This is a genomic window from Saccharothrix sp. HUAS TT1, assembly GCF_040744945.1.
In the GTDB taxonomy this organism is placed as follows: Bacteria; Actinomycetota; Actinomycetes; order Mycobacteriales; family Pseudonocardiaceae; genus Actinosynnema.
This window is the reverse complement of sequence record NZ_CP160453.1, coordinates 6,632,436-6,657,976: the sequence shown is the minus strand read 5'-3', so window position 1 is coordinate 6,657,976 and position 25,541 is coordinate 6,632,436. Positions and strand designations below refer to the sequence as shown.

27 protein-coding genes are annotated in these 25,541 nt (G+C 72.2%); 19 read left to right on the top strand and 8 right to left on the bottom strand.

Annotated features, from left to right (window positions below; translation table 11 throughout):
• The first annotated feature begins 58 nt into the window (after positions 1–58).
• Genes AB0F89_RS29920 through AB0F89_RS29900 form a run of 5 tightly spaced genes read left to right on the top strand, consistent with a single transcriptional unit; the run spans position 59 to position 4,937 of the window.
• Positions 59–1,399 carry a glutamine synthetase family protein gene (locus tag AB0F89_RS29920; protein ID WP_367128982.1) on the top strand — a complete coding sequence of 447 codons (1,341 nt, stop codon included), beginning with the start codon at positions 59–61 and terminating at the stop codon, positions 1,397–1,399.
• Complete coding sequence (locus AB0F89_RS29915) at positions 1,380–2,105, top strand: gamma-glutamyl-gamma-aminobutyrate hydrolase family protein (protein WP_367128981.1); 726 nt, start codon at positions 1,380–1,382, stop codon at positions 2,103–2,105. Before AB0F89_RS29920 ends, AB0F89_RS29915 begins: the two co-directional genes overlap by 20 nt.
• Positions 2,102–3,460: an aldehyde dehydrogenase gene (locus tag AB0F89_RS29910; protein WP_367128980.1), complete on the top strand. Its 1,359-nt coding sequence runs from the start codon at positions 2,102–2,104 to the stop codon at positions 3,458–3,460. The genes AB0F89_RS29915 and AB0F89_RS29910 overlap by 4 nt, the downstream gene beginning before the upstream one ends.
• 11 nt (positions 3,461–3,471) lie before the next feature.
• The gene (locus tag AB0F89_RS29905) at positions 3,472–4,239 is read left to right on the top strand and encodes a 3-oxoacyl-ACP reductase (protein WP_367128979.1); all 768 of its coding nucleotides are present in this window, start codon (positions 3,472–3,474) and stop codon (positions 4,237–4,239) included.
• Positions 4,239–4,937 carry a FadR/GntR family transcriptional regulator gene (locus tag AB0F89_RS29900; protein ID WP_367128977.1) on the top strand — a complete coding sequence of 233 codons (699 nt, stop codon included), beginning with the start codon at positions 4,239–4,241 and terminating at the stop codon, positions 4,935–4,937. The genes AB0F89_RS29905 and AB0F89_RS29900 overlap by 1 nt, the downstream gene beginning before the upstream one ends.
• A 17-nt stretch (positions 4,938–4,954) precedes the next feature.
• Here AB0F89_RS29900 and AB0F89_RS29895 read toward each other — a convergent pair whose 3' ends face one another.
• Positions 4,955–5,164: a hypothetical protein gene (locus AB0F89_RS29895; RefSeq protein ID WP_367128976.1), complete on the bottom strand. Its 210-nt coding sequence runs from the start codon at positions 5,162–5,164 to the stop codon at positions 4,955–4,957.
• Between the two features lie 781 nt (positions 5,165–5,945).
• Between AB0F89_RS29895 and thrS the strand changes: the two genes are divergently transcribed.
• From thrS to AB0F89_RS29830, 13 genes are all read left to right on the top strand, one after another.
• A complete protein-coding gene (thrS, locus tag AB0F89_RS29890; RefSeq protein ID WP_367139046.1) occupies positions 5,946–7,952 on the top strand; it encodes a threonine--tRNA ligase in 2,007 nt (668 codons plus the stop codon).
• Positions 7,949–8,497: an HIT domain-containing protein gene (locus AB0F89_RS29885; protein ID WP_367128975.1), complete on the top strand. Its 549-nt coding sequence runs from the start codon at positions 7,949–7,951 to the stop codon at positions 8,495–8,497. Before thrS ends, AB0F89_RS29885 begins: the two co-directional genes overlap by 4 nt.
• 287 nt (positions 8,498–8,784) lie before the next feature.
• Positions 8,785–10,269: an amino acid adenylation domain-containing protein gene (locus AB0F89_RS29880; protein ID WP_367128974.1), complete on the top strand. Its 1,485-nt coding sequence runs from the start codon at positions 8,785–8,787 to the stop codon at positions 10,267–10,269.
• Positions 10,266–11,480, top strand: coding sequence for a hypothetical protein (locus tag AB0F89_RS29875; RefSeq protein ID WP_367128973.1), 1,215 nt, complete (start codon positions 10,266–10,268; stop codon positions 11,478–11,480). Before AB0F89_RS29880 ends, AB0F89_RS29875 begins: the two co-directional genes overlap by 4 nt.
• A 9-nt stretch (positions 11,481–11,489) precedes the next feature.
• Complete coding sequence (locus tag AB0F89_RS29870) at positions 11,490–12,293, top strand: enoyl-CoA hydratase-related protein (RefSeq protein ID WP_367128972.1); 804 nt, start codon at positions 11,490–11,492, stop codon at positions 12,291–12,293.
• A 15-nt stretch (positions 12,294–12,308) separates the two neighbouring features.
• Positions 12,309–12,818, top strand: coding sequence for a sigma-70 family RNA polymerase sigma factor (locus AB0F89_RS29865; RefSeq protein WP_367139044.1), 510 nt, complete (start codon positions 12,309–12,311; stop codon positions 12,816–12,818).
• Positions 12,815–13,510 carry an anti-sigma factor gene (locus AB0F89_RS29860; protein WP_367128971.1) on the top strand — a complete coding sequence of 232 codons (696 nt, stop codon included), beginning with the start codon at positions 12,815–12,817 and terminating at the stop codon, positions 13,508–13,510. Before AB0F89_RS29865 ends, AB0F89_RS29860 begins: the two co-directional genes overlap by 4 nt.
• Positions 13,511–13,716: 206 nt before the next feature.
• On the top strand, positions 13,717–14,556 hold the full coding sequence (locus AB0F89_RS29855; protein ID WP_367128970.1) for a helix-turn-helix domain-containing protein: 840 nt from the start codon (positions 13,717–13,719) through the stop codon (positions 14,554–14,556).
• 59 nt (positions 14,557–14,615) lie between these two features.
• Complete coding sequence (gene pgsA, locus AB0F89_RS29850; protein WP_367128969.1) at positions 14,616–15,224, top strand: phosphatidylinositol phosphate synthase; 609 nt, start codon at positions 14,616–14,618, stop codon at positions 15,222–15,224.
• Positions 15,225–15,235: 11 nt separating this feature from the next.
• A complete protein-coding gene (locus AB0F89_RS29845) occupies positions 15,236–16,168 on the top strand; it encodes a phosphatidylinositol mannoside acyltransferase (protein WP_367139042.1) in 933 nt (310 codons plus the stop codon).
• Positions 16,165–17,286, top strand: coding sequence for a glycosyltransferase family 4 protein (locus AB0F89_RS29840; RefSeq protein WP_367128968.1), 1,122 nt, complete (start codon positions 16,165–16,167; stop codon positions 17,284–17,286). Before AB0F89_RS29845 ends, AB0F89_RS29840 begins: the two co-directional genes overlap by 4 nt.
• Entirely contained in the window at positions 17,283–18,260 is a 978-nt protein-coding gene (locus AB0F89_RS29835; protein ID WP_367128967.1) for an NUDIX domain-containing protein, read from the top strand. The genes AB0F89_RS29840 and AB0F89_RS29835 overlap by 4 nt, the downstream gene beginning before the upstream one ends.
• A complete protein-coding gene (locus AB0F89_RS29830) occupies positions 18,257–18,595 on the top strand; it encodes a hypothetical protein (RefSeq protein WP_367128966.1) in 339 nt (112 codons plus the stop codon). Before AB0F89_RS29835 ends, AB0F89_RS29830 begins: the two co-directional genes overlap by 4 nt.
• 48 nt (positions 18,596–18,643) lie before the next feature.
• On the opposite strand, the gene AB0F89_RS29825 is transcribed toward AB0F89_RS29830, so the two are convergent.
• A complete protein-coding gene (locus tag AB0F89_RS29825) occupies positions 18,644–19,096 on the bottom strand; it encodes a MarR family winged helix-turn-helix transcriptional regulator (protein WP_367139040.1) in 453 nt (150 codons plus the stop codon).
• A 177-nt stretch (positions 19,097–19,273) separates the two neighbouring features.
• On the opposite strand from AB0F89_RS29825, the gene AB0F89_RS29820 reads away from it, so the two are divergent.
• The gene (locus tag AB0F89_RS29820) at positions 19,274–19,678 is read left to right on the top strand and encodes a RidA family protein (protein WP_367128965.1); all 405 of its coding nucleotides are present in this window, start codon (positions 19,274–19,276) and stop codon (positions 19,676–19,678) included.
• Positions 19,679–19,730: 52 nt separating this feature from the next.
• On the opposite strand, the gene AB0F89_RS29815 is transcribed toward AB0F89_RS29820, so the two are convergent.
• The 6 genes from AB0F89_RS29815 to AB0F89_RS29790 all read right to left on the bottom strand — a co-directional run bounded on the left by AB0F89_RS29815 (position 19,731) and on the right by AB0F89_RS29790 (position 25,457).
• Positions 19,731–20,105, bottom strand: coding sequence for a PH domain-containing protein (locus tag AB0F89_RS29815; protein WP_367128964.1), 375 nt, complete (start codon positions 20,103–20,105; stop codon positions 19,731–19,733).
• Positions 20,102–20,641 (bottom strand): DUF4240 domain-containing protein, encoded by a 540-nt coding sequence (locus tag AB0F89_RS29810; RefSeq protein ID WP_367128963.1) that lies wholly within the window; start codon positions 20,639–20,641, stop codon positions 20,102–20,104. The genes AB0F89_RS29815 and AB0F89_RS29810 overlap by 4 nt, the downstream gene beginning before the upstream one ends.
• 90 nt (positions 20,642–20,731) lie before the next feature.
• The gene (locus tag AB0F89_RS29805) at positions 20,732–21,724 is read right to left on the bottom strand and encodes a TIGR03842 family LLM class F420-dependent oxidoreductase (protein ID WP_367128962.1); all 993 of its coding nucleotides are present in this window, start codon (positions 21,722–21,724) and stop codon (positions 20,732–20,734) included.
• Between the two features lie 9 nt (positions 21,725–21,733).
• On the bottom strand, positions 21,734–23,119 hold the full coding sequence (gene hydA, locus AB0F89_RS29800; protein WP_367128961.1) for a dihydropyrimidinase: 1,386 nt from the start codon (positions 23,117–23,119) through the stop codon (positions 21,734–21,736).
• On the bottom strand, positions 23,116–23,958 hold the full coding sequence (locus tag AB0F89_RS29795) for a nitrilase-related carbon-nitrogen hydrolase (RefSeq protein ID WP_367128960.1): 843 nt from the start codon (positions 23,956–23,958) through the stop codon (positions 23,116–23,118). The genes hydA and AB0F89_RS29795 overlap by 4 nt, the downstream gene beginning before the upstream one ends.
• Positions 23,955–25,457 (bottom strand): NCS1 family nucleobase:cation symporter-1, encoded by a 1,503-nt coding sequence (locus tag AB0F89_RS29790; protein ID WP_367128959.1) that lies wholly within the window; start codon positions 25,455–25,457, stop codon positions 23,955–23,957. The genes AB0F89_RS29795 and AB0F89_RS29790 overlap by 4 nt, the downstream gene beginning before the upstream one ends.
• Positions 25,458–25,541 lie beyond the last annotated feature (84 nt).

The following is a 25,541-nucleotide window of genomic DNA, read 5'->3' as shown; positions in this document are numbered from 1 at the left end:
TTGGTGTCAAGATTGGCCAGTCCAATGGCTCGCTGTCATACCTTTGGAGGTACTGCGAATGCTCTCCGTGGAGGAGTTGCGCGTGCTCGTGGACACCGGGGAGGTCGACACGGTGCTGGTCGCCGTCGTCGACATGCAGGGCCGCCTCCAGGGCAAGCGGTGCGGCGCGCGCTACTTCCTGGACGAGGTGCTGCGGCACTCCTCGGAGGGCTGCGACTACCTGCTGGCCGTCGACGTGGAGATGAACACCGTCGACGGGTACGACATGTCGTCGTGGAACACCGGCTACGGCGACTTCGTGATGCGGCCGGACCTGTCCACGCTGCGCCGCGTGCCGTGGCACGAGGGCACCGCGATGGTCATGTGCGACCTCGTGTGGGAGGACGACGAGCCCGTGGTCGCCTCGCCCCGGCAGATCCTCAAGCGCCAGCTGGACCGGCTCGCCGAACGCGGGCTGCGCGCGTTCGTCGGCACCGAGCTGGAGTTCATCGTCTTCGACAACACCTACGAGGACGCCTGGGACCGCGGCTACCGCGGCCTCACCCCGGCCAACCAGTACAACGTGGACTACTCGCTGCTGGGCACCGGGCGCGTCGAGCCGCTGCTGCGGGCCATCCGCAACCACATGACCGGCGCGGGCATGTACGTCGAGTCGGCCAAGGGCGAGTGCAACCCCGGCCAGCACGAGATCGCGTTCCGCTACACCGAGGCGCTGGCCACGTGCGACAACCACAGCATCTACAAGACCGGCGCCAAGGAGATCGCGGCGCAGCACGGCAAGTCGCTGACGTTCATGGCCAAGTACGACGAGCGCGAGGGCAGCTCCTGCCACATCCACCTCAGCCTGCGCTCGGCCGACGACGAGCCGGTGTTCGCCGAGGGCGACGGCCGGTCGCGGCTGATGGACCACTTCATGGCCGGACAGCTCGCCGGGCTGCGCGAGCTGACCTACTTCCTCGCCCCCAACATCAACTCCTACAAGCGGTTCGCGCGGGGCAGCTTCGCGCCGACGGCGGTGGCGTGGGGCAGGGACAACCGGACGTGCGCGCTGCGCGTCGTCGGTCACGGCCAGTCGCTGCGGTTCGAGAACCGGGTGCCCGGTGCGGACGTGAACCCGTACCTCGCGGTCGCCGCGCTGATCGCGGCCGGTCTGCACGGCGTGGACAACGAGCTGCCGCTGGAGGCGGAGTTCGTCGGCAACGCCTACGCCTCCGACCGGCCGACCGTGCCGAGCACCCTGCGCGACGCCGCGTCGCTGCTGTCCAGGAGCGAGCTCGCGCGCGAGGCGTTCGGCCAGGACGTGGTCGAGCACTACCTCAACGCGGCCCGGGTGGAGCTGGCCGCGTTCGACTCGTCGGTGACCGACTGGGAGCGGACCCGTGGTTTCGAACGGCTCTAGGGCGCGGCCGCTGATCGGCGTCAGCACCTACCTGGAACGGGTCCGGTTCGGCGTCTGGGACGTGGAGGCGGCCGTGCTGCACCGCGACTACCTCGACTCGGTGGTGCGCGCGGGCGGCAACCCCGTGCTGCTGCCGCCGCTCGGCACGTGGGACGCCGACGGCGTCGCGTTCCTCGACGGCCTGGTGCTGGCGGGTGGCGCGGACGTCGACCCGGCGCTGTACGGGCGACCGCGCGACCCGCGCACCGGTCCGGCGCGGCCGGAGCGGGACCTGGCCGAGCTGGCCCTGGCCCGCGCGGCGCTGGAGCTGGACCTGCCGCTGCTCGCGGTGTGCCGCGGCATGCAGGTGCTCAACGTGGCGCTGGGCGGCACGCTGGTCCAGCACGTGGACGGGCACAACCCGGCGCCCGGCGTGTACGGGCACACCGGCATCGCGGTCGCGCCCGGTTCGGCGCTGGCCGGGATCGTCGGCCTGGCCACCACCGTGTACTGCCACCACCACCAGGCGCTGGACGTGCTCGGCGACGGCCTGCGGGTGGTCGCGGGCGCGCCGGACGGCACCCCGGAGGCGGTGGAGCTGCCCGGCGCGCGGTTCGCGCTCGGCGTGCAGTCGCACCCGGAGGCCGACAACGAGGACGACCGGTTGTTCGCCGCGCTCGTCGGCGCGAGCCGGGACCGGGCCGCACACGACAGGGGAGTGAAGTGACCGCGTTCGACGTGATCAACCCGGCCACCGAGGAGGTGGTCCGCTCGGTCCCGCTGACGACGCTGGAGGAGACCGACGCGGCGATCGCCCGCGCGTCGGCGGCCCTGCCGGGGTGGCGGGCGGTCGCGCCCGGTGACCGGGCCCGGCTGCTGAGGCGGTTCGCCGAGGCGGTGGACGGCGCGCTGGAGGAGCTGGCGGCGCTGGAAGTGCTCAACGCCGGGCACACCATCGGCAACGCCCGGTGGGAGGCGGGGAACGTCCGCGACGTGCTGCACTACTACTCGGCCGCGCCGGAACGCCTGTTCGGCAGGCAGATCCCGGTGCCCGGCGGGCTGAACGTGACGTTCCACGAGCCGGTGGGCGTGGTGGGCGTGATCGTGCCGTGGAACTTCCCGATGCCGATCGCCGCCTGGGGCTTCGCGCCCGCGCTGGCCGCCGGGAACGCGGTGGTGCTCAAACCGGCCGAGCTGACGCCGCTGACCGCGGTGCGGCTGGCGGAGCTCGCGCTGGAGGCGGGCGTCCCGCCGGACGTGTTCCAGGTGCTGCCGGGCGCCGGGCCGGTGGTCGGGCAGCGGTTCGTCACGCACCCCGACGTGCACAAGGTCGTGTTCACCGGTTCGACGCGGGTCGGCAAGCAGGTCATGGCCGGGTGCGCGGACCAGGTCAAGCGGGTGACGCTGGAGCTGGGCGGCAAGTCGGCCAACGTCGTGTTCGCCGACGCCGACCTGGAGCGGGCCGCGGCGACCGCGCCGTACGGCGTGTTCGACAACGCGGGCCAGGACTGCTGCGCGCGGTCCCGGATCCTGGTGCAGGCGTCGGTCTACGACCGGTTCATGGAGCTGCTGGAACCCGCGGTCAAGGGCGTGGTGGTCGGCGCGCCGGGTGACGAGGCCACCGAGATGGGGCCGCTGATCTCGGCCGCGCACCGGGAGAAGGTGGCGTCCTACGTGCCCGCCGACGCGCCCGTGGCGTTCCGCGGCACCGCCCCCTCGGGCGCGGGGTTCTGGTTCCCGCCGACGGTGCTGGCGCCCGTCGCGCCCGGCGACCGCGCCGCGGTGGAGGAGATCTTCGGGCCGGTGGTGGCCGTGCTGCCGTTCACCGACGAGGAGGACGCGGTGCGGTTGGCCAACGACAGCGCCTACGGCCTGTCGGGGTCGATCTGGACCCGGGACGTCGGGCGGGCGCTGCGGGTGTCGCGCGCCGTCGAGGCCGGGAACCTGTCGGTCAACTCGCACTCGTCGGTGCGGTACTGGACGCCGTTCGGCGGCTTCAAGCAGTCCGGGTTGGGGCGGGAGCTGGGGCCGGACGCCCCGGACTCGTTCACCGAGACCAAGAACGTCTTCATCGCTCATTGATTGGGAGAGACATGGTTCAGCGACTCGACGGCCGGGTGGCCGTGGTGACGGGCGGCGGCAGCGGCATCGGGCTGGCCTCGGTGCGGCGGTTGGCGTCCGAGGGCGCGCGGGTCGTCGTCGCCGACGTCGACCCGGACTCGGGCAAGGCGGCGGCCGACGAGGTCGGCGGGCTGTTCGCGGCGGTCGACGTGACCGACGAGGAGCAGGTCTCGGCGTTGTTCCAGACCACTGTGGACACCTATGGCGCGGTGGACATCGCGTTCAACAACGCGGGGATCTCGCCGCCGGACGACGACTCGATCCTGACCACGGGCATCGAGGCGTGGGACCGGGTGCAGAAGGTCAACCTGACGTCGGTGTACCTGTGCTGCAAGTACGCGATCCCGCACATGCTGGAGCGCGGGCGCGGCTCGGTGATCAACACGGCGTCGTTCGTGGCGACGATGGGCGCGGCGACGTCCCAGATCTCGTACACGGCGTCCAAGGGCGGCGTGCTGGCGATGAGCCGGGAGCTGGGCGTGCAGTTCGCCCGGCAGGGCGTCCGGGTGAACGCGCTGTCACCCGGACCGGTGAACACGCCGCTGCTGCGCGAGCTGTTCGCCAAGGACCCGGAGAGGGCCGCGCGGCGGTTGGTGCACGTGCCGCTGGGCCGGTTCGCCGAGCCGGCGGAGATCGCGGCGGCGGTCGCGTTCCTGGCCAGCGACGACTCGTCGTTCATCACCGCGTCGAACTTCCTGGTGGACGGCGGTATCGCCGGTGCCTACGTGACACCGCTGTGATGCCGTTGCAGGACGCGTTGTTCCGCCCGGTGCGGGCGGGCAACGCGTTCGAGGAGACCGTGGAGCGGCTGGTGCAGGCGATCCGGCTCGGCGTGGTGGGGCCGGGGGAGCGGCTGCCGGCGGAGCGCGACCTGGCCACCCGGCTGGGGGTCAGCCGGGTGACGCTGCGCGAGGCGATCAGGTCGTTGCAGGACGCCGGCTACGTCGAGTCGCGGCGTGGCCGGTACGGCGGGACGTTTGTGAACGAGCCGGTGCCGGCGCCCGCGCCGGACCGGCGGGTCGACCCGGGCGAGCTGGCGGACGCGCTGACGCTGCGCGCGGCCGTGGAGACGGGTGCGGCGGAGTGCGCGGCGGGGCGGGCGCTGGGACCCGTCGAGCGGCGCAACCTGCTGACCAGGCTGGTCGGGTGCCGGGACGCGTCGGTGGCGGAGTACCGGCGCAAGGACTCGCGGCTGCACCTGGCGATCGCCGAGGCGACGGGTTCGGCCTCCCTCACCGCCGCCGTCGCCGACGCGCGGACCAGGGTGAACGCGCTGCTCGACCGGATACCCCTGCTGCCGCCGAACCTGGCGCACTCGAACGAGCAGCACGAGCTGATCGTCACCCACGTCCTGGCGGGCGACCCGGACGCCGCGCGGCGGGCGATGGCCGAGCACCTGGACGGCACGGCCCTGCTGCTGCGCGGCTTCCTGTCCTGACCCGGACCAGCCCGACCTCAGCGCTCGAAGTCGCGCCCCGGCCCCCGGTCCGGCCGGTCGCCGCGCTCACCCCGGTCCCCGCGCTCGTCGAACCGCGAGTGACCGGGCCGGTCGGCCCCGAAGCCGTGCCGGGGGCGGTCGCGGTCGAGCAGCGCCACGATCCCGCCGCCGAGGACGAGCCCGAGCAGGCCGACGGCGACCAGCTGGGTGGCCCGGTGCCGGACCACCCGCCCGAAGGCCCCGCGGCGGCCGACCGGAGGCGGCGGGTAGTGACCGGGGTGGGACGCGCCCGGTGCCGCCGGCTCCGCGGCGGCTGCGGTGGGGTGGTCCGCAGCCGGCTGACCTGCGGCGGGCTGACCTGCGGCGGGGTGACCGGCCGGCGGAACTGCCGGACCAGTGCCTGCCGGACCAGTGCCCGCCGGACCAGTGCCCGCCGGACCAGTGCCCGCCGGACCAGTGCCCGCCGGACCAGTGCCCGCCGGACCAGTGCCCGCCGGACCAGTGCCCGCCGGACCAGTGCCCGCCGGACCAGTGCCTGCTTGTTCGGCGCTTGCCGGACCGACGGCGGGGCGGGTGCCCGCCGGGTCTGCACCGCCCGGGTTGGTCGCCGCCGGTCCGGTGCCCGCCGGGCCGGCGGCGGGCGTTGTGGGAGTCGGGTCTGCCGGTGGGCCGGGATCGGCCCGCGGTGGCTGCTGGGGGTCTGACATGGCGCAACTCCTGCTCTCCCGTGCTGTCGACCGCCATCGTGCGCGACCTACCTGAGGGGAACCTGATCGCCGGCTGTAGGCCGGCTGTGAGCGCCACCGGGCGCGCCGCGACCTCGACCGACTCCCCGTCGTCCCCGGTCGTCGGCCGAGCGACGCTCGACCGGGTGATCAGGGCCGCCCACCCGGTGCGCCGGAAAACGAGTCGGTGACCACCGATAACATCTCCGGCACAGGAGCCACCGCACACCGAGGAGTCACCGTGTCCCTACCGCGCCCCGCAGCCGCCCCGACCCCACCACGCGTGGTGGTGCCGGCGGGGACCACCGCGGGGACGGCGGTGCGCGAGGCCGGCCTACCGGGCAAGGGGCCGGACGCCGTGGTGGTCGTGCGCGACGCCGAGGGCCACCTGCGCGACCTGTCCTGGACGCCCCGGGTCGACGTCGAGGTGGAGGCGGTCGCCGCCGACACCCCGGACGGCCGCAGCGTGATCAGGCACTCCGCGGCGCACGTCCTGGCGCAGGCCGTGCAGCAGCAGTTCCCCGAGGCCAAGCTGGGCATCGGCCCGCCGGTCAAGGACGGCTTCTACTACGACTTCAAGGTCGACAAGCCGTTCACGCCGGAAGACCTCCAGGCGCTGGAGAAGCGCATGAAGTCGATCATCAAGGGCGCGCAGCGGTTCAACCGCCGGGTGGTCGAGTCGGTCGACGCGGCCAAGGCCGAGCTGGCCGCCGAGCCGTTCAAGCTCGAACTGGTCGACATCAAGAGCGACGTCGACACCGCCGAGGTGATGGAGGTCGGCGGCGGCGAGCTGACGATCTACGACAACCTCGACCCGCGCTCCGGCGACCGCGTCTGGGGCGACCTGTGCCGCGGCCCGCACGTGCCGACGACCAAGCACATCCCGGCGTTCAAGCTGACCCGCGTCGCCGCCGCCTACTGGCGCGGCAACGAGAAGAACCCCCAGCTGCAGCGCATCTACGGCACCGCGTGGGAGTCGCAGGAGGCGCTGGACGCGCACCTGGAGCTGCTGGCCGAGGCCGAGCGCCGCGACCACCGCAAGCTCGGCGTCGAGCTGGACCTGTTCAGCTTCCCGGACGAGATCGGCTCCGGCCTGGCGGTGTTCCACCCGCGCGGCGGGGTCATCCGCAAGGCCATGGAGGACTACTCGCGGGCCCGGCACTCCGAAGAGGGCTACGAGTTCGTCTACTCGCCGCACATCACCAAGGGCAACCTGTTCGAGACGTCCGGCCACCTCGACTGGTACAAGGACGGCATGTACCCGGCGATGCACCTCGACGCCGAGTACGACGACGACGGCAAGTTGCGCAAGCCGGGCCAGGACTACTACCTCAAGCCCATGAACTGCCCGTTCCACGACCTGATCTTCCGATCGCGCGGGCGGTCCTACCGCGAGCTGCCGCTGCGGATGTTCGAGTTCGGCGGCGTGTACCGGTACGAGAAGTCCGGCGTGATCCACGGCCTCACCAGGGTGCGCGGCATGACGCAGGACGACGCGCACATCTTCTGCACGCCCGACCAGGTGCAGGACGAGCTGAAGTCGCTGCTGGCGTTCGTCCTCGGGCTGCTGCGCGACTACGGCCTGGACGACTTCTACCTGGAGCTGTCCACCCGCAACCCGGAGAAGTCCGTCGGCTCCGACGAGGTCTGGGAGAAGGCCACGGAGGCGTTGCGCGTCGCGGCCGAGGACTCCGGCCTGGAGCTGGTGCCCGACCCGGGCGGCGCGGCGTTCTACGGGCCGAAGATCTCCGTGCAGGCCAGGGACGCGCTGGGCCGCACCTGGCAGATGTCGACCATCCAGGTGGACTTCAACCTGCCCGAGCGGTTCGAGCTGGAGTACACCGGCCCGGACGGCTCCCGGCAGCGCCCGGTCATGATCCACCGCGCGCTGTTCGGCTCGGTCGAGCGGTTCTTCGGCGTGCTGACCGAGCACTACGCGGGCGCGTTCCCGGCGTGGCTCGCGCCGGTGCAGGTGGTGGGCATCCCGATCGCGGACGAGCACGTCGACCACCTGCTGGCGGTCGCGAAGCAGCTCAGGGCGAAGGGCATCCGGGTCGAGGTGGACGCCTCCGACGACCGGATGCAGAAGAAGATCCGCAACCACACCACGCAGAAGGTGCCGTTCATGCTGCTCGCGGGCGGCAAGGACGTGGAGCAGGGCGCGGTGTCGTTCCGGTTCCGCGACGGCACGCAGGTCAACGGCGTGCCGGTGGACCGCGCGGTCGAGACGGTCGTGGACTGGGTCGCGCGGCGCGAGAACGCCTCGCCAACGGCGGAACTCGTCCAGTGACCCAGGAGTACGAGGAGCAGGACGGTGTCGGGGTCGGCGACGCGTTGCAGCGCCTGTGGACCCCGCACCGCCTCTCGTACGTGCGCGGTGAGGGCAAGGCCGTCGGCGACGAGCCCGAGGGGTGCCCGTTCTGCCGGGTGACCGGGCTGGACGACGCCGAGGGCCTGATCCTGGCCCGCGGCGAGCTGGTGTTCGCGGTGCTGAACCTGTACCCGTACAACCCCGGTCACCTGATGGTGCTGCCGTACCGGCACGTGCCCGACTACACGGACCTGACCGTCGAGGAGGCGGCCGAGTTCGCCGCGTTCACGCAGCGGGCGATGCGGGTGATCCGGCAGGTGGCGAGCCCGCACGGGTTCAACATCGGGATGAACCAGGGCGTGGTGGCGGGCGCGGGCATCGCGGCCCACCTGCACCAGCACGTGGTGCCGCGCTGGGGCGGTGACGCGAACTTCATGCCGGTGATCGGCCAGACCAAGGTCCTGCCGCAGCTGCTCGGCGAGACCAGGCAGCTCCTCGCCGACGCCTGGACCCCCACCGCCTGACCCCCACCCCCGCGAGAGTCCAACGCTCAGGTCGCGAGAGTCCAACGCTCGCGACCCCTGAGTTCAACGCTCAGGCGACCTCGGCCCGCACGTGAGCGTTGAACTCACGTGCTCCGAGCGTTGGACTCTCGCGGGTCGGGGGTTGGACTCTCGGGGTGGCGAAGTGGCGGGGAGGGAATTTCGGGTTGGCTTGAACGGACGGCGGGGCTGTCTCGTTCAGACCGGGTGACCACGCCCGGCTGACGAGAGGCGCACACCCCGTGACGGCCATGACCGAGCCCTCCGCTGTGCAAGGCTTACCCCCGGACGACCGCCCGCTGTTCCGACGATTCGGCCGGGGACCGAGCGCCACCCCGCCGTTCCACCGGATCCACCACGCCTTCGAGGCCCACGCGGCGCGGTCGCCCCACGCGCGGGCGGTCGAGCACGAGGGCGCCTGCGTCACCTACGGCGAACTCGACCACCGCGCGAACGTCGCCGCCGCCGCGCTGCTCGACGCGGGTGTGCGCCCCGGTGATCACGTCGGCGTGTTCCTGACCCGCTCGATCCACCTGGTCGTCGGCATCCTGGCGGTGCTGAAGGTCGGCGCGGCCTACGTGCCGCAGGACGTCCGGATCACCCCGCGGCCGCACCTGGACCACGTCATGCGCACCGCCGACATCAAGGTCGTCCTGACCACGCGGGAGCACGCCGCCCGCCTCGACGCGCCGACCCTCCTCGTCCTCGACACCCTGCCGGACCGCCGCGTCACCGCACCGCGCGCGGACCAGGGCGACACCGCCGTGGTCATCTTCACGTCGGGCACGACCGGCGTCCCCAACGGCGTGCGCGTCACGCACGCGAACCTGTGCAACGTCCTGCTCACCGAACCCGGCTCGCTGGGCGTGCGGCCGGGCGACCGGGTCGCGCAACTGCTCAACATCGCCTTCGACATGGCGGTGTGGGAGGTCTTCGGCGCGCTCGCCCACGGCGCCACGTCCGTGATCCGCGGCAAGGACCTGGCGCGGACCGCCGAATCCGCCACCGTGCTCATCGCCACCCCCGGCGTGCTGTCCACTGTGGACCCCGAACGGTGCCCTGACGTGCGGGTCGTCGCGGTGGCCGGCGAGCGCTGCCCCAAGCCGCTCGCCGACGCCTGGTCGGCCCGCGCGGCGTTCCACAACGCCTGCGGCCCCACCGAGGTCACGATCGTCAACACCGTGCAGCGCTACGACCCGCGGGCGGGCCGGCTGACCATCGGCCGCCCGGTGCCGAACACGACGGTCTACGTGCTCGACCCCGACCTGCGGCCGTGCCGGATCGGCGAGGTCGGCGAGATGTGGGCGGGCGGCGCCTGCGTCACGGCCGGCTACCTGGGCAACGACGTGCTGACCGCCCAGCGCTACCGGCCGGACCCGTTCCTCGGCGGCGACCACCTGATGTTCCGCACCCGCGACCTGGGCCGCTGGACCCCGGACGGCGAGCTGGAGCACCACGGCCGCACCGACGACCAGGTCAAGGTGCGCGGCTTCCGGGTGGAGCTGGACGCGGTCACCTCGGCGCTGGAGACGACGCCCGGCTGCGTCCGCGCCACGACCGTCCTGCACGACGGCGCGCTCGTCGGGTTCGTCAGCCCCGCCACCGTCGCGCCCGGCGCGGCCACCGACGCGGTCGCGCGCGCCCTGCCGTACTACTGCGTGCCGTCCCGGGTCGTCGCGGTGGACGACCTGCCGCTGACCGAGCGCGGCAAGGTGGACCGGGCCGCGCTGACCTCCTTGGTGGCGGTCGCATGACCACCACGAGCGCCGACCTGCCCGCGGCACGGCTGCGGCTCAAGCTCAGGCGACGTCCCTTCACCCACCACAACCGGCTCGCCGCGGCGGTGGTCCTGGCCAACGTTGTGGCGGCGTTCGGCGTGGACTCCGCGCGGGCGCTCGCCGACCTGGTGGTGGTCAACGTCGCGCTGGCCGTGCTGATCCGCCAGCAGCACGTGGTCAACCTGCTGTTCCGGCTCGCGACCAGCGCCCCGACCACCTGGCCGTTGAGGGTCCGCTGGGCGTTGGGCAAGGTCTACCACTTCGGCGGCCTGCACGTCGGCGCCGCGCTGTGCGCCACGGCCTGGTTCGCCGTGCTGGCCTGGGTCCTGGCCGACCCGCTCACGTGGACGATCCTCGCCCTGATGGCGGCGATGGTGGTCTCCGCCCTGCCCGGCCTGCGCGCCCGGCGGCACGACCTGTTCGAGCGCGTGCACCGGTTCGCCGGCTGGACCGTGCTCGTCCTGTTCGCCGCGCACTCGGCGCGGCAGCCGGGTTTCGCCGGTTCGACGCAGTTCTGGCTGCTCCTGCTGGTGGTGGCGAGCGTCGCGCTGCCGTGGGCGCGGCTGCGCCGGGTGCCGGTGCGGATCACCCGACCGTCGCGGCACGTCGCGCTGGTGTCGTTCGACCACGTGACGCCGTTCGCGGGCTCCTCGACGGCGGTGAGCCGCCACCCGCTGCTGGAGTGGCACTCGTTCGCCAACGTGCCGACGCCCGGCCGCACCGGGTTCCGGCTGACCATCTCCCGCGCGGGGGACTGGACCGGTTCGCTCATCGACGACCTGCCGACGCACCTGTGGGTCAAGGGCGTGCCCACCGCGGGCGTCGGGAACATCGACAAGCTGTTCACGAGGGTGGTGTGGGTGGCCACCGGCAGCGGCATCGGGCCGTGCCTGCCCCACCTGCTGTCGGGTGGGACGCCGGCGCGCCTGGTGTGGTCCACCCGCACGCCCCGCGCCACCTACGGCGACGACCTGGTGGACGAGATCGAGGCCGTGCAGCCGGACGCGCTGGTCTGGGACACCGTCCGCGACGGCAAGCCGGACCTGGTCGAGCTGGCGCTGCGCGCGCACCGCGAGTTCGCCGCGGAGGCCGTGATCTGCATCTCGAACAAGAAGACGACCTGGCACGTCGTGGAGGAGCTGGAGGCACGGGGAGTGCCCGCGTTCGGCGCCATCTGGGATTCGTGAGGAGAGCTCGTGGACCACTTGCTGATCGAAGAACAGGACGGCGTCACGACGGTCACCGTGTCCCGGCCGCCGGCGCGCAACGCGCTGTCCGGCCGCGTCCTCGCCGAACTCGACCACTTCCTGTCCGGTGTCCTCACCGGACGCGCGCCCGCCGGGATCATCCTCACCGGCGCGCCCGGCCCGGCGTTCGTCGCGGGCGCGGACATCCGCGAGATGGCCGCGATGACACCGGCCGAGGGCGAGCGGTTCGGGCTGCTCGGCCAGCGCGTCACCCGGCTGCTGGAGCGGGTGCCGTGCCCGGTCGTCGCCTGCGTGGACGGCTACGCGCTCGGCGGCGGCTGCGAGGTGGTGCTGGCCTGCGACTTCGCCTACGCCACCCACCGCTCGGTGTTCGGCCAGCCGGAGGTCGTGCTCGGCCTGGTCCCCGGCTTCGGCGGCTGCGTCCGGCTGCAGCGCCTGGTCGGCCCCGCGGTCGCCCGCGAGCTGATCTACACCGGCAGGCACGTCGACGCGGCCGAGGCGCTGCGCCTGGGCCTGGTCAACGCCGTGTTCGACACCCGGGATGGGATGCTGACCGCCGCGCGGGCGGTGCTCGGCCGGATCGCGGGCAACTCGGCGACGGCGGTCGCGCTGGCCAAGACCGCCGTCAACGCCGCCACCGGCGTCGACGTCACCACCGGGTTGGCCGCCGAGCTGGACGCGTTCCGCGAGGCGTTCACCACCGACGACATGCGCGAGGGCACGGCGGCCTTCCTCGCCAAGCGCCGCCCCGCCTTCACCGGCACGACCCGGGAACCGCTGCTCCACGACTAGCCGAGGAGGTGCGCGATCAACGACAGTCACATTGCCCTGCTGCGCTCCCTCCACGACGAGCACGCGCCCGCCCTGTGGCGGTACGTGCGCCGGCTCACCGGCGACGACGAGCTGTCCCGCGACGTCGTGCAGGAGGCGCTGCTGCGGGCCTGGCGCAACCCCAAGGTGCTGGAGCAGGGCGAGACGGCCGCCCGCGCGTGGCTCTACACGGTGGCGCGCAACGTGGTGATAGACGAGCGCCGCAGCGCCCGTGCCCGCTGGGAGATCGGCTCCGAGCGGCTGCCCGAGCGGGCCAGGTCCGACCACAGCGACTCGGCCCTGGACGCCTGGCTGGTGGCCGACGTGCTCACCCAGTTGACGCCGGAGCACCGCACGGTGATCGTGCGTGCTTACTACATGGGCCAGTCCGTCGCCGAGCTGGCCGCCGAGCTGGACCTGCCGGAGGGGACCGTGAAGTCCAGGCTGCACTACGGTCTGCGGGCGCTGCGGCTGGCGCTGGAGGAGAAGGGGGTCACCGGACGTTGAGCTCGCCAGTCGATCCGTACCGGGACTGGGGCGCCGCGTACGTCCTGGGTTCGCTGTCGCCTGGCGAACGGCGGGAGTTCGAGGGCCACCTGGCCGGGTGCCCGGAGTGCTCGGCCGACGTGGCCGCGTTCGCGGGCGTGCCGGGCATCCTCTCGGCGGTGCCCCGCGACCGCGCGCTCGACCTGCTCGAACCCGACGCCGACCCCCCGCCCGCCGAGGTGTTCGCCGACCTGGTGGCGGCCGAGCGGTCCCGCCGCCGGCGCGCCCGGCTGGTGGTGGCGGCGGCGCTGCTGGTGGCGGCGTTGACGGGGGCGGTGGTCGCGCTCGCCGTGCGGCCGGCCGCCCCCGACGCGGTGGCCACCGCGCCGCCACCCCTCCCGGACGTGGCGATGCACCAGACGATCCCCAGCCCGGTGACGGCCAGCGTCCACCTGGTCGAAGAGCCGTGGGGCACCCGCATCGAGGTGCTGTGCTCCTACGCCGCTCCGGACGGCCCGCCGCCGCCGGTCTTCGCCTACGCCCTGCACGTCGTCGCGGCCGACGGCGCCACCACACCGGTCGCGACGTGGACCGCCGGACCGGGTTCCACCACTCGGCCCATCGCGACCACCCGGTTGGCCAGGTCGGACATCACCGGCGTCGAGATCAGGCTGCTGCCGGACGACGTCGTCCTGCTCCGAGTCGGTTTCTGACCCCGTCCCGATTGGTGTGGACCAGCAAAAGGCCCCTGACCTGCGACCTCTCACGTGCTGCAAGCGCAGGTGCACGGCCATCTGCACGTGCAGCCCACCACGCCCACTCAGGGTGCTGCAGATCACCACGCGGCGGGGTGGCGCGAGGTGGTGAACACCTTCCTGGCCGATCGTCAAGAGCACGAAGCGTCGATACGGTGCGTTGCATGACCGCACCTGAGCGTTCGCGGCTGGCCCGAGAACGGCTCTCGCGCGAGTTACGAAGGCTGCGCACCGAGGCCAAGATGACCGGCACGGCCACGGCGCGCGCTACCGGGATGAGCCAGTCCAAGCTGTCGAAGATCGAGAACGGCATGCTCCTCCCGTCCGTGACCGACGTGGAGCGCCTGGTCGCCGAGTTGTCCGCGACCAGGGAGACCAGGGTCGAACTGGTCGAGTTGGCCCGCCAGCTGCACGCCGAGGCGGAGACCCGCCGAGTGGTGCTGCACCGCGGGGCCCACCGGCACCAGCAGACCGTGGCCCGAATCGAGGCCCGCGCCACCACCAGCCGCTTCTTCCAGAACGCGGGTGTGCCCGCGCTGTTGCAGAGCGAGAACTACCTGAGGGTCGTGCACAACACGATGCCCTCGCACGAGCAGGACACCGCCATCGCCACCCTGCGCAGCCGCCGGGCGCGCATGGACGACCTGGGCAAGCGGTTCGTCTTCCTGCTCGCCGAGAGCGCGTTGCGCTGGCGGATGGGGTCGGCCGACCTCATGTGCGAGCAGATCGACCACCTCGTGCAGATCATGCGAAGACCCAATGTCCAGCTCGGCGTGGTGCCGTGGACGGCGGACGCGAACCTGGTGGCGCTGCACGGCTTCCAGGTCTACGACGAGCGGGTGGTGACGTTGAGCGTGCTGACCGGCAACGCCACCATCACCGACCCCCACGACGTGCGCGAGTACCTGGCCCTGTTCGGCAGGCTGGAGCGGCTGGCGGTGCGCGGCGACGCGCTGGAAGACCTGCTGGAGCAGATCTCCAGGGACCACCGCAAGCTCGGCTGAGCTGGGTGGTTAGGCTGCCGGGGACCACTTCGTCTCGTCGGTAGGTGCCCCGCCACCCCATGCTGAACATCTTCGCCCGCGCGTCGGTTTCGCGCGTCACCGATCCGATCGGGGCCTGGCTGCTGCGCCGCGGCCTCACCCCGAACACCGTCACGGTGCTGGGCACCGCAGGCTCCGTCGCCGTCTCGCTGTGGTTCATCCCGCGCGGCGAGCTGTTCGTCGGCGCGGCGCTGGTGACCGCGTTCGTGCTGTTCGACCTGATCGACGGCGCGATGGCGCGCGCCCAGGGCGGCGGCACGAAGTTCGGCGCCGTGCTGGACGCCAGCTGCGACCGGATCGCCGACGGCGCCCTGTTCGCCGCCATCGCCTGGTGGGCGTTCGGCGCGGACGAGCACGGCCTGGCCGCGGCGACCCTGGTGTCGCTGGTCGGCGCCCAGGTCACCTCGTACGTGAAGGCGCGCGCCGAGGCGTCCGGGCTCTCCGCCGACGGCGGCCTGGCCGAACGCGCCGAGCGGTTCATCGTGGTGCTGGTCGGCGTCGGCCTGCACGGCCTCGGCGTGCCCCACATCCTGCCGATCGCCCTGTACCTGCTGGCGGCGATGGTGACGATCACCGTGGTGCAGCGGATCGTCGCCGTGAGCCGCGCGGCGAAGGAGCTGGGCGGGTGAAGGCGCGTGACCTGAAGGGACGGCTGGCCGACCTCGGCTACGCGGCCGGGTGGCGGCTGGTGCGGCTGCTGCCGGAGAGGGCGGCGCGGGCGTTGTTCGACGCGGGCGCCGACCGGGCCGCCAAGCGCGGCGGCGGTGGTGTGCGGCAGCTGCGGGCGAACCTGCGCCGGGTCGTGCCGCGCGCGGGCGAGGCCGAGCTGGACGAGCTGGTCCGGCTGGCGGCGCGGTCGTACGCGCGGTACTGGCGCGAGGCGTTCCGGATGCCGTCGCTGGACCTCGAAGCGGTCTACGCCGAGCTGGACCGGACGATGAGCGGCGTCGAGAACCTGGACGCGGCGCTGGCCGAGGGCCGCGGCGCGGTCATCGCGCTGCCGCACTGCGGCAACTGGGACATGGCGGGCGTCTGGCTGGTCGGGCACTGCGGCTCGTTCACCACCGTCGCCGAACGGCTCAAGCCCGAGTCGCTGTACCGCCGGTTCATCGCTTTCCGAGAAGGGCTCGGCTTCGAGGTGGTGCCGCTGACCGGCGGCGACCGCAACCCGGCGCTGGTGCTGGCCGAGCGGCTGCGCGCGAACGGCGTCGTCTGCCTGCTCGCCGACCGCGACCTCACCGCGGGCGGCGTGCCGGTGACGTTCTTCGGCGAGCGCACCCTGATGCCCGCCGGTCCCGCGCACCTGGCCGCGACCACCGGCGCGGCGCTGATCCCGGCCGGCCTGTGGTTCACCGAGGACGGCTGGGTCATCCGGCTGCACCCGCCGATCAAGGTCCCCGGCACCGCGGGCGTGCTGGCGGCTACCCAGCAGATGGCCGACGTGTTCGCCGCCGACATCGCCGCGCACCCCACCGACTGGCACATGATGCAGCAGCTGTGGCTCGCCGACCTGCCGGAGAGCAGGCAGAAGGCGCTGCGCCGGGTGCTCGCCCGCCGAGGGGAACCGGCGTGAAGGTCGGCATCGTCTGCCCGTACTCGTTCGAGGTCCCCGGTGGCGTGCAGGCGCACGTGGTCGACCTGGCGCGCGCCCTGAGGGGTCTCGGGCACGAGGTCGAGGTGCTGGCGCCGGCCGACGACGACACGCCGGTGCCCGAGTTCGTCACCTCGGCCGGTCGCGCGGTCGGCATCCCGTACAACGGGTCGGTGGCGCGGCTGTCGTTCGGACCGGTGTCGTTCGCCCGCGTCCGGCGGTGGATCGCGGAGCACGACTTCGACGTGCTGCACCTGCACGAGCCGACCGCGCCGTCGCTGTCCATGCTGGCGCTGATGGTCGCCGACGGGCCGATCGTGGCCACCTTCCACACGTCGACGCCGCGCTCGAAGATGCTGTCGGCGTTCCAGGCGGTGCTCCAGCCGTTCCTGGAGAAGATCACCGCCCGGATCGCGGTGTCCGCGCTGGCCAGGCGGGTGCAGGTGGAGCACCTGGGCGGGGACGCGGTGGAGATCCCCAACGGCGTCGACGTCGGGTTCTTCGCCGACGCGGCCCCGCTGGACGACTACCCGCGCCCCGGCGGCACGGTCGGCTTCGTCGGCCGGTTCACCGAGCCGCGCAAGGGCATGCCGGTGCTGCTGGAGGCGTTCCGCCGACTGGACCTGCCGGACGCGCGGCTGCTGGTGGTCGGGCGCGGCGACTCCGACGAGCTGCGCAAGCAGGCCGGACCCGAGCTGGCCTCGCGAATGGTGTTCCTCGGCATGGTGGACGACGAGACGAAAGCGCGCGCGCTGCGCAGCGTGGACGTCTACTGCGCGCCCAACACCGGTGGCGAGAGCTTCGGCATCATCCTCACCGAGGCGATGTCGGCGGGCACGGCGGTGCTGGCCAGCGACCTGGACGCGTTCCGGCGCGTGCTGGACGACGGCAAGGCGGGCGTGCTGACCCCGGTCGGCGACCCGGCCGCGCTCGCCGCGGCGTTGCGGGACCTGCTGACCGACCCCGCGCGGCGGGCCGGCTACGTCGACGCGGCGCGGGAACGCGTGATGGTGTTCGACTGGTCGGTGGTCGCGAACCAGGTGCTGCGGGTCTATGAAAGCGCCATGGCGGCGGATCCTCGTCGGGTGGGTGAGGCGTGACCAGTTCCGGTGTCGCGACGACGTTCCTGGTGCTGCTGGCGCTGGCCGTGCTCATCGGGCCGTGGACGCTGGGGACGGCCAACCGGCTGGACCGGCTGCACGTGCGCACGGACGCGGCCTGGGCGGCGCTCGACGCGGCCCTGGCGCGGCGGTCGGTGGTGAGCAGGGCGGTCGCGGCGGTGTGCGGCAGGCCCGAGCTGAAGGCGGCGGCGGACCGGGCCGAGCGGGCCGGGCGGGCCGACCGGGAGGCGGCGGAGAACCGGCTCTCGGCGTTGCTGGACGGGCTCGACCGGTCGGTGCTGGAGCCCGAGCTGGCGGCCGAGCTGTCCGACGCCGAGCAGCGGGTGGTGCTGGCCCGGCGGGTGCACAACGACGCCGTGCGCGACACGCTGGCGCTGCGCCGGCGGCGGTCCGTGCGCTGGCTGCGGCTCGCGGGCACCGCCCCGACGCCGTCCTACTTCGAGATCGCCGAGCCCGGCGGCGACGTCGAGGCGCCCGCGCTGACCCAGCGCGTGTCGGCGCGGGTCGTGCTGCTGGACCCCGACGGGCGGGTGCTGATGTTCGAGGGCTTCGACCCGAACCGGCCGGACGAGCTGTTCTGGTTCACCGTCGGCGGCGGGGTCGAGCCGGGGGAGGACCTGCGGGCGGCGGCGGTGCGCGAGGTCTTCGAGGAGACTGGTCTGGAGATCGACGCCGAGGACCTGGTGGGTCCGGTGTGGAAGCGGCACGCCGTGTTCGCGTTCGACGGTTTGAGCTACGCGGCGGTCGAGTGGTTCTTCGTGGGAAGGGTGGAGGGGGTCAGCGTGGACACCTCGCGGTTCAACGAGATCGAGCAGCAGACGATCCGGCGCCATCACTGGTGGTCGGTGCCCGAGTTGGCGTCGACCGACGCGACGGTCTACCCGGCGCAGCTGGCCGAGGTGCTGCCCGGCGCGCTGACCGGGTGGGACGGCACGACCCGTTCAGTGCGATGATCGGGATCTCCAGCCGGATGGACGACGTCGTCGCCTGGTACCGGCTGCTGGAGGAGTCCGACCGGCCGCGCTCGTACTTCGAGTTCGAGGACCTGGACGGCTGGGTGGACGAGGGCGCCCGCGCGCTGTACGAGGCGGTGGAGCACGACGGTGAGCTGATCGTGATCCGGCAGATCGAGCTGCCGTCGGCGGGCGGGGTGCACCGCTACTCGTGGCGGTTGATCGAGGACGCGCACGGGGGTCTGACGGACGAGCCGATCGACCCGTTCGAGGACCCGGTCAAGCCGATCGCCCGGGAGACCTTCGAGGCGGTCTGGAACACGGGCCGCGCCTAGCCGGGGCGGGAGTGGGCGGCGCGGGGGTGCGCCCGGTCGGTCCGCGCGTCAGCGGTGACCGGGAGGGAGCACCCCCAGCTTCGCCGCGATCCGGGCCAGGGCACGCCGGTCGGCCTTCCCCAGCGGGTCGAGCACGACCTCCCGCACCGACCTCACGTGCACGGGCGCCGCGGCGACGACCACGTCGTAACCCGCGTCGGTGAGCGCGGCGAGCGTGTAGCGGCCGTCGTCCGGATCGGGCGAGCGCCTGACCCAGCCCCGCTCCTCGAAGCGCCGCACGACGTTCGACAGGCGCGAGAGCGAGCCGTTGGCCAGGTAGGCCAGTTCGCTCATCCGGATCCTGCGGTCCGGGGCCTCGGAGATGTGGCTGAGCGTGAGGTAGTCGAACAGGGTCAGCCCGGCCGCGTGCTGCAGCGGTGATTCGAGCCGCCCGGGGAGCAGCAGCACCAGGGAGATCAGCGCGCTCCAGGCGTCCTTCTCGGCCGGGTCGAGCCACGCCACCCCGGCCTGCGGGTCCTCGCCGTCGGCGGGGGTTCCGGTTGCAGCCACGGGCCTACGGTACCGGACCGATTTGACTTCAAGCGTGAAGTCGACGCATGATGGGATCACTTCAAGCATGAAGTAATTCCACAGGTGGTGCCGGGCATCTCGCCCGGCACGCGGAGTCAGGAGGTCGCAGTGGCGGTTTCGCTGGTCAACCCCGAGGGTCACGTCGTCGTGCCCGCCTACCACCACGTCGCCGTGGCCACGGGCAGCAAGCACGTCCACATCGCCGGACAGGTGGCGTGGGACGAGGAGGGGCAACTCGTCGCGCCCGGCGACCTCGCCGGGCAGGTCGCGCAGGTGTACCGCAACGTGGCCAAGTGCCTGTCCGCCGCGGGCGCGGGCTTCCACGACGTGGTCCGGTTCACCTGGTACGCCGCCGGGTGGAAGCCGGAGATGTACGACGCGTTCAACGCCGGGGTCGCGCGGGCCGCGGCGGAGTTCGACATCACCGGGCCGCCCGCGGCGCTGATCGGAGTCGACGTCCTCTTCCAGCCGGGCATCCTGGTCGAGGCCGAGGTGACGGCCATCCTCGACTAGGGCCACGGGGCGGGGGAGGCGCTGCGGCGGCCCCGGTCCCGAGGACCGGCGGTCAGAGGACGAAGGTCGCGATCATCTGGCCGAGCAGCCGCACGTCGGCGTGCCCCTTGAACTCCAGCCGCACCTGGCCCAGCCCGCTGAACCACAGGTCCAGCTCCGCGTCCATGTCGAACGTGCCCGCCGTCTCGATGGAGAACGCCTGCACCCGGCTGTAGGGCAGCGACGTGAAGTCCTTCTTGCGGCCGGTCATGCCCTGGACGTTCACCGCGATCACCCGCTTGTTGGTGAACACCACGAAGTCCCGCACCGTCTTGAAGCTCGACACGATCTGCTCGCCCTGGATCAGGATCGGCGCCACCTGCGGCGCGATGTCCTCCGGGCGGCACGGCGCGAGCTTGAAGACGGACTGCTTCTCGAAGTCGATCACACGTCCGACGGTACCCCCTGCCTCGGCCAACCCGCCGGGTTCGAGGCCGATTCCCGGGAGATCCCCGACCCCGTCTCCGGGTAACCCCCGAACCGCGCGTCGTGCAGCCGGGCGAAGAAGTAGCAGAAGTCCTCGCACTCCGCGTCCTCCACGGCGATCCGCGGGTCGCGCGCCACGGCCTCGTAGAACTCCCGCCCCAGCGCGAGGACGAAGCCCCGCGCGTACAGGAAGCCGTCGTCCGAACCGTCGGTGACCGCCTGCACGTCGGCCCGGTCGATCTCGTGCAGCTTGCGCTCGGCCACCCGGTCCAGCGCCACCAGCTCCTCGCCGGACAGCCCGTCGCACGCCTCGGCCAACGCCCCCAGCACGGTGTCGAGGTGTTCCTCCAGCTCGGCGGCCTCGGCGAAGCCGTCGGCGGACGGGTCGCGCTCGGCCAGCGCGCGCCGCAGGCCGTTCGGCCCGGGACCGAGCCCGGCCCACGCGTTCTCCAGCATCGCCCAGAAGCGGGCCTCTTCGGCAGCGGTCGGAAGGATCATGCGGCGACGGTAGCAACGGGGTCCGACAATTCCGGTCGGCCGAGGTCGGGGGTGCGCCGGAAGCTGTGGCAACACCCCCCCGGCCGGGTGTCACACCCGGCCGATCACCTCGTTGCCGTAGGACGCGAGCGTCTTGTCCTTGTCGTCGTGCATCAGGTACAGCGCGAAGTTGTCCACGCCGAGCTCGCGCAGCTCCTGCAACCGGTCCACGTGCGCGGACGCCGGTCCCAGCAGGCAGAACCGGTCCACGATCGAGTCCGGCACGAAGTCCGTCGACCGGTTGCCCGCCTTGCCGTGGTGGGCGTAGTCGTAGCCCTCCCGGTCCTTGATGTAGTCGGTCAGCGCCGACGGCACCGCGCCCGAGTCGCCGTACCGCGCGACCAGGTCGGCCACGTGGTTGCCGACCATCCCGCCGAACCACCGCAGCTGGTCGCGCTGGTGCGCCAGGTCCGCCCCCACGTACGCGGGCGCGGCCACGCACACCGTGATCGCCGAGGGGTCGCGGCCCGCCGCCTCCGCCGCCTCGCGCACCGTCCCGATCGTCCACCGGGCGATGTCCACGTCGGCGGTCTGCAGGATGAACCCGTCCGCCTGCTCACCGACCATCTTCAGCGCCTTGGGGCCGTAGGCGGCCATCCACATCTCCAGCTTGCCGTCGCGCACCCAGGGGATGCGCACCGGCGTGCCGTGGTGCTCGACCTCCCGGCCCTCCGCCAGCTCCTTGATCACCGTCATGGCCCGGCCGAGCGTCGCCAGCGACGCGGGTGCCTGCCCGATCACCCGGCGCGCCGAGTCGCCGCGCCCGATGCCGCACACCGTCCGGTTGCCGAACATGTCGTTCAGCGTGGCGAACAGCGACGCGGTCACCGACCAGTCCCGGGTGCTCGGGTTGGTCACCATGGGGCCGACGACCAGCTCCGACGTCGCCGCCAGCACCTGCGAGTAGATGACGAACGGCTCCTGCCACAGCACGACCGAGTCGAACGTCCAGCCGTAGCGGAAGCCGTTGTCCTCGGCGGCCTTCATTCCGGCCACCACGTCCCGGGCGGGCGGGTCGGTCTGGAGCACTACCCCGAAGTCCACGTCCGCCTCCTAGACCAGGTACTGGTTCAGCTCGCGGGACAGGAACCGCCCGTGCCCGGTCGAGCCGCGGAAACCGCCGGCGTCGACGACCACCCGGCCGCGGGACAGCACCACGTCGACCTTGCCGGTGATCTCCATGCCCTCGTACGCCGAGTAGTCGACGTTCATGTGGTGCGTGGCCGCCGAGATGACCTGCCGCGCGTTCGGGTCGTACACCACGACGTCGGCGTCCGCGCCGGGCGCGATGACGCCCTTGCGCGGGTGCAGGCCGAACATCCGCGCGGGCGTGGTGGAGCAGATCTCCACCCACCGCTCCAGCGTGATCTCGCCCGCCACCACGCCCTGGTGCAGCAGGTCCATCCGGTGCTCGACGCCCGGCATCCCGTTGGGGATCTTGGAGAAGTCGCCGCGCCCCAGCTCCTTCTGGTCCTTGAAGCAGAACGGGCAGTGGTCGGTCGACACCACCGAAAGGTCGTTGGTGCGCAGGCCGCGCCACAGCTCGGACTGGTGCTCCTTGGGCCGCAGCGGGGGGGAGGCGACGTACTTCGAGCCCTCGAAGTCCGGCTTCGCCAGGTCCTCCAGCGACAGGTACAGGTACTGCGGGCACGTCTCGGCGAAGACGTTCTGCCCGGTGTCGCGCGCCTTCGTCACCGCGTCCAGCGCCTGCGCGGCGGACAGGTGCACGATGTACAGCGGCGACCCGGTGACCTTGGCCAGCGTGATGGCGCGGGACGTGGCCTCGCCCTCCAGCTCGGCGGGCCGGGTCAGGCCGTGCTCGACCGGGTCGGTGCGGCCCTGCGCGAGCGCCTGCGCGACCAGCTGGTCGATCGCGATGCCGTTCTCCGCGTGCATCATGATCGTCGCGCCGGTCTCGCGGGCCTTCTGCATGGCGCGCAGGATCTCGCCGTCGGTGGCGTAGAAGACGCCGGGGTAGGCCATGAACATCTTGAACGTGTTCACGCCCGCGTCGATGCAGGACTCCATCTCCTTCAACGACGTGTCGTTGACGTCGGAGACGATCATGTGGAACCCGTAGTCGACGGCGCACCTGCCGTCCGCCTTGGCGTGCCACTTGTCCAGCGTGGACAGCAGCGACGTGCCCTTGGTCTGCACGGCGAAGTCGATGATCGTGGTGGTGCCGCCCCACGCCGCGGCGATCGTGCCGGTCTCGAAGGTGTCGGCGGAGAACGTGCCGCCGAACGGCATCTCCATGTGCGTGTGCGCGTCGATGCCGCCGGGGATCACGTACTTCCCGGTGGCGTCGATCGTCTCGTCGGCCTGGAGCGGGAAGCCGGGCGCGAGCAGGGCGACGACCTCCTCGCCGTCCACCAGCACGTCGGCCGTGACGGCGCCGGTCGCGTTGACCACCGTGCCGCCCTTGATCAGGATGCTCACGGGCGCACCAGCCCCTCGTAGGTGTCGGGGCGGCGGTCGCGGTAGAACGCCCACAGGTCGCGGACCTCGGCCAGCAGGTCCATGTCCAGGTCGCGGACGACGATCTCCTCCTCAGTGTCGGAGGCCGCCTCGCCGACGAGCTGGCCGCGCGGGTCGGCGAAGTACGACTGGCCGTAGAACTCGTTGTCGCCCAGCGGTTCCACGCCGACCCGGTTGATCGTGCCCACGTAGTACTCGTTGGCCACGGCCGCCGCGGTCTGCTCCAACCGCCACAGGTACTCCGACAGGCCGCGGCTGGTCGCCGACGGGTTGAACACGATCTGCGCGCCGTTCAGCCCGAGCGCCCGCCAGCCCTCCGGGAAGTGCCGCTCGTAGCAGATGTAGACGCCCACCCTGCCCACGGCGGTGTCGAACACCGGGTAGCCGAGGTTGCCCGGCTTGAAGTAGAACTTCTCCCAGAACCCCTTCACCTGCGGGATGTGGTTCTTGCGGTGCTTGCCGAGGTACGTGCCGTCCGCGTCGATCACCGCGGCGGTGTTGTAGTAGACGCCCGGCTGCTCCTCCTCGTACATCGGCACGACGAGCACGACGCCCAGCTGCCCGGCCAGCTCGCACATCAGCTCGGTCGTCGGGCCGTCCGGGATGCCCTCGGTGTAGGAGTAGTAGTCAGCGTCCTGCACCTGGCAGAAGTAGGGCCCGTAGAACAGCTCTTGCAGGCACACGACCTGCGCGCCCTGCGACGCGGCGGAGCGGACCGCCTCGACCGCGTTCGCGATCATCGACTCCTTGTCGCCGGTCCACTTCTGCTGCACGAGACCCGCTCGGATGATGGTGCTCACGCGTTCTCCCTCCGTGGCGCCAGCGCCAGGTAGACGAGCATGCCGCCGACCAGGCCGACGACCCAGTTGTAGTCGTAGAGCGGTTTCAGGAACGGGATCAGGCCGTCGGCCGGGAACGGGCCGTTGTACGCGCCGCCGACCGCGAGCACCGAGCCGACCAGCGTGGCCACCACCGCGCGCCAGTTCCAGCCCGCCTTGAACCAGTACGCGCCCCGCCCGGACAGGTACAGGTCGGGCAGCTCCAGCCTGGTCTTCGCCAGCACCCAGTAGCCGGCGACGAACACGCCCGCCACCGACGCCAGCAGGCCGCCGTAGAAGCCCAGCCAGGCGAAGATGTAGATGCCGGGGTCGGAGATCAGCCGCCACGGCTGGATCACGATGCCGATCACGCCGGTGATCAGCCCGCCGACCGCGAACGTGATCTTCTTCGGGAACGCGTTCGAGAAGTCGTAGGACGGGCTCACCACGTTCGCCGCGAGGTTCGCCGAGACCGTGGCCAGCACCAGCGCCACCAGCGCGACCAGCACCACCGCCGTGCTGTCGAACCGGCTCGCCAGCTCCGCCGGGTCCCAGATCGCCTCGCCGTACAGCGCCATCGCGCCGGACGTGGTCAGGATCGCCACGATGGCGATGAACGACATCGTGGTCGGCAGGCCCAGGACCTGGCCGACGACCTGCTTGCGCTGGCTGCCGCCGAAGCGGGTGAAGTCCGGCATGTTCAGCGACAGCGTCGACCAGAACGCGATCATGCCCATCAGCGACGGGAAGAACACCTTCCAGAAGTCCGCGCCCCAACCGAGCTTGGACGGCTCCGACAGGATCGGGCCGAACCCGCCCGCCTTCACCGCCACGTACGCCAGCAGGACCAGGAAGCCTACGCTGACCAGCGGCGCGGTCCAGTTCTCGAACCGGCGGATCGCCTCCATGCCGCGCCAGATGATCAGCATCTGGACCACCCAGAAGCCCAGGAAGCACAGCCACAGCGTCCACACCTGGCCCAGCACGACGGGCGCGTCCACCCACCCGTCGCCGGCCAGCCTGCCCACGATGACGTGCAGCGCCTTGCCGCCGACCCACGTCTGGATGCCGAACCACGCGCACGCGATGAACGCGCGCAGCAACGCCACCAGGTTCGCGCCGCGCACGCCGTAGAACGCGCGGGCGAACACCGGGAAGGGGATGCCGTACTTCGTGCCCGCGTGGCTGTTGAGCAGCATCGGGACCAGCACGATCAGGTTGCCCAGGGTGATGGTCAGGAACGCCTGCACCCAGTCCATCCCCAGCGCCACCAGCGACGCGGCGAGCGTGTAGCTGGGGATGTTGTGCGCCATGCCCATCCACAGCGCGAAGAAGTTGTACGTGGACCAGGTGCGCCGCTCCAGCGGCACCGGCGCCAGGTCGGGGTTGTAGTGCGGGCTGCCCGCGATCGCGGAATGATCACGCAGCTCCACGCGGCCGTCGGGATCGGTCGTGACCTGGGTCGCGGGGTCGAGGGCCATCGGTCACTCCCCTGTTACGCTCGTGAAACACCCTTCACGCGGGTGGTTCGGCGCGATTTCCATCCCGGCATCCTCCGGTCGGCC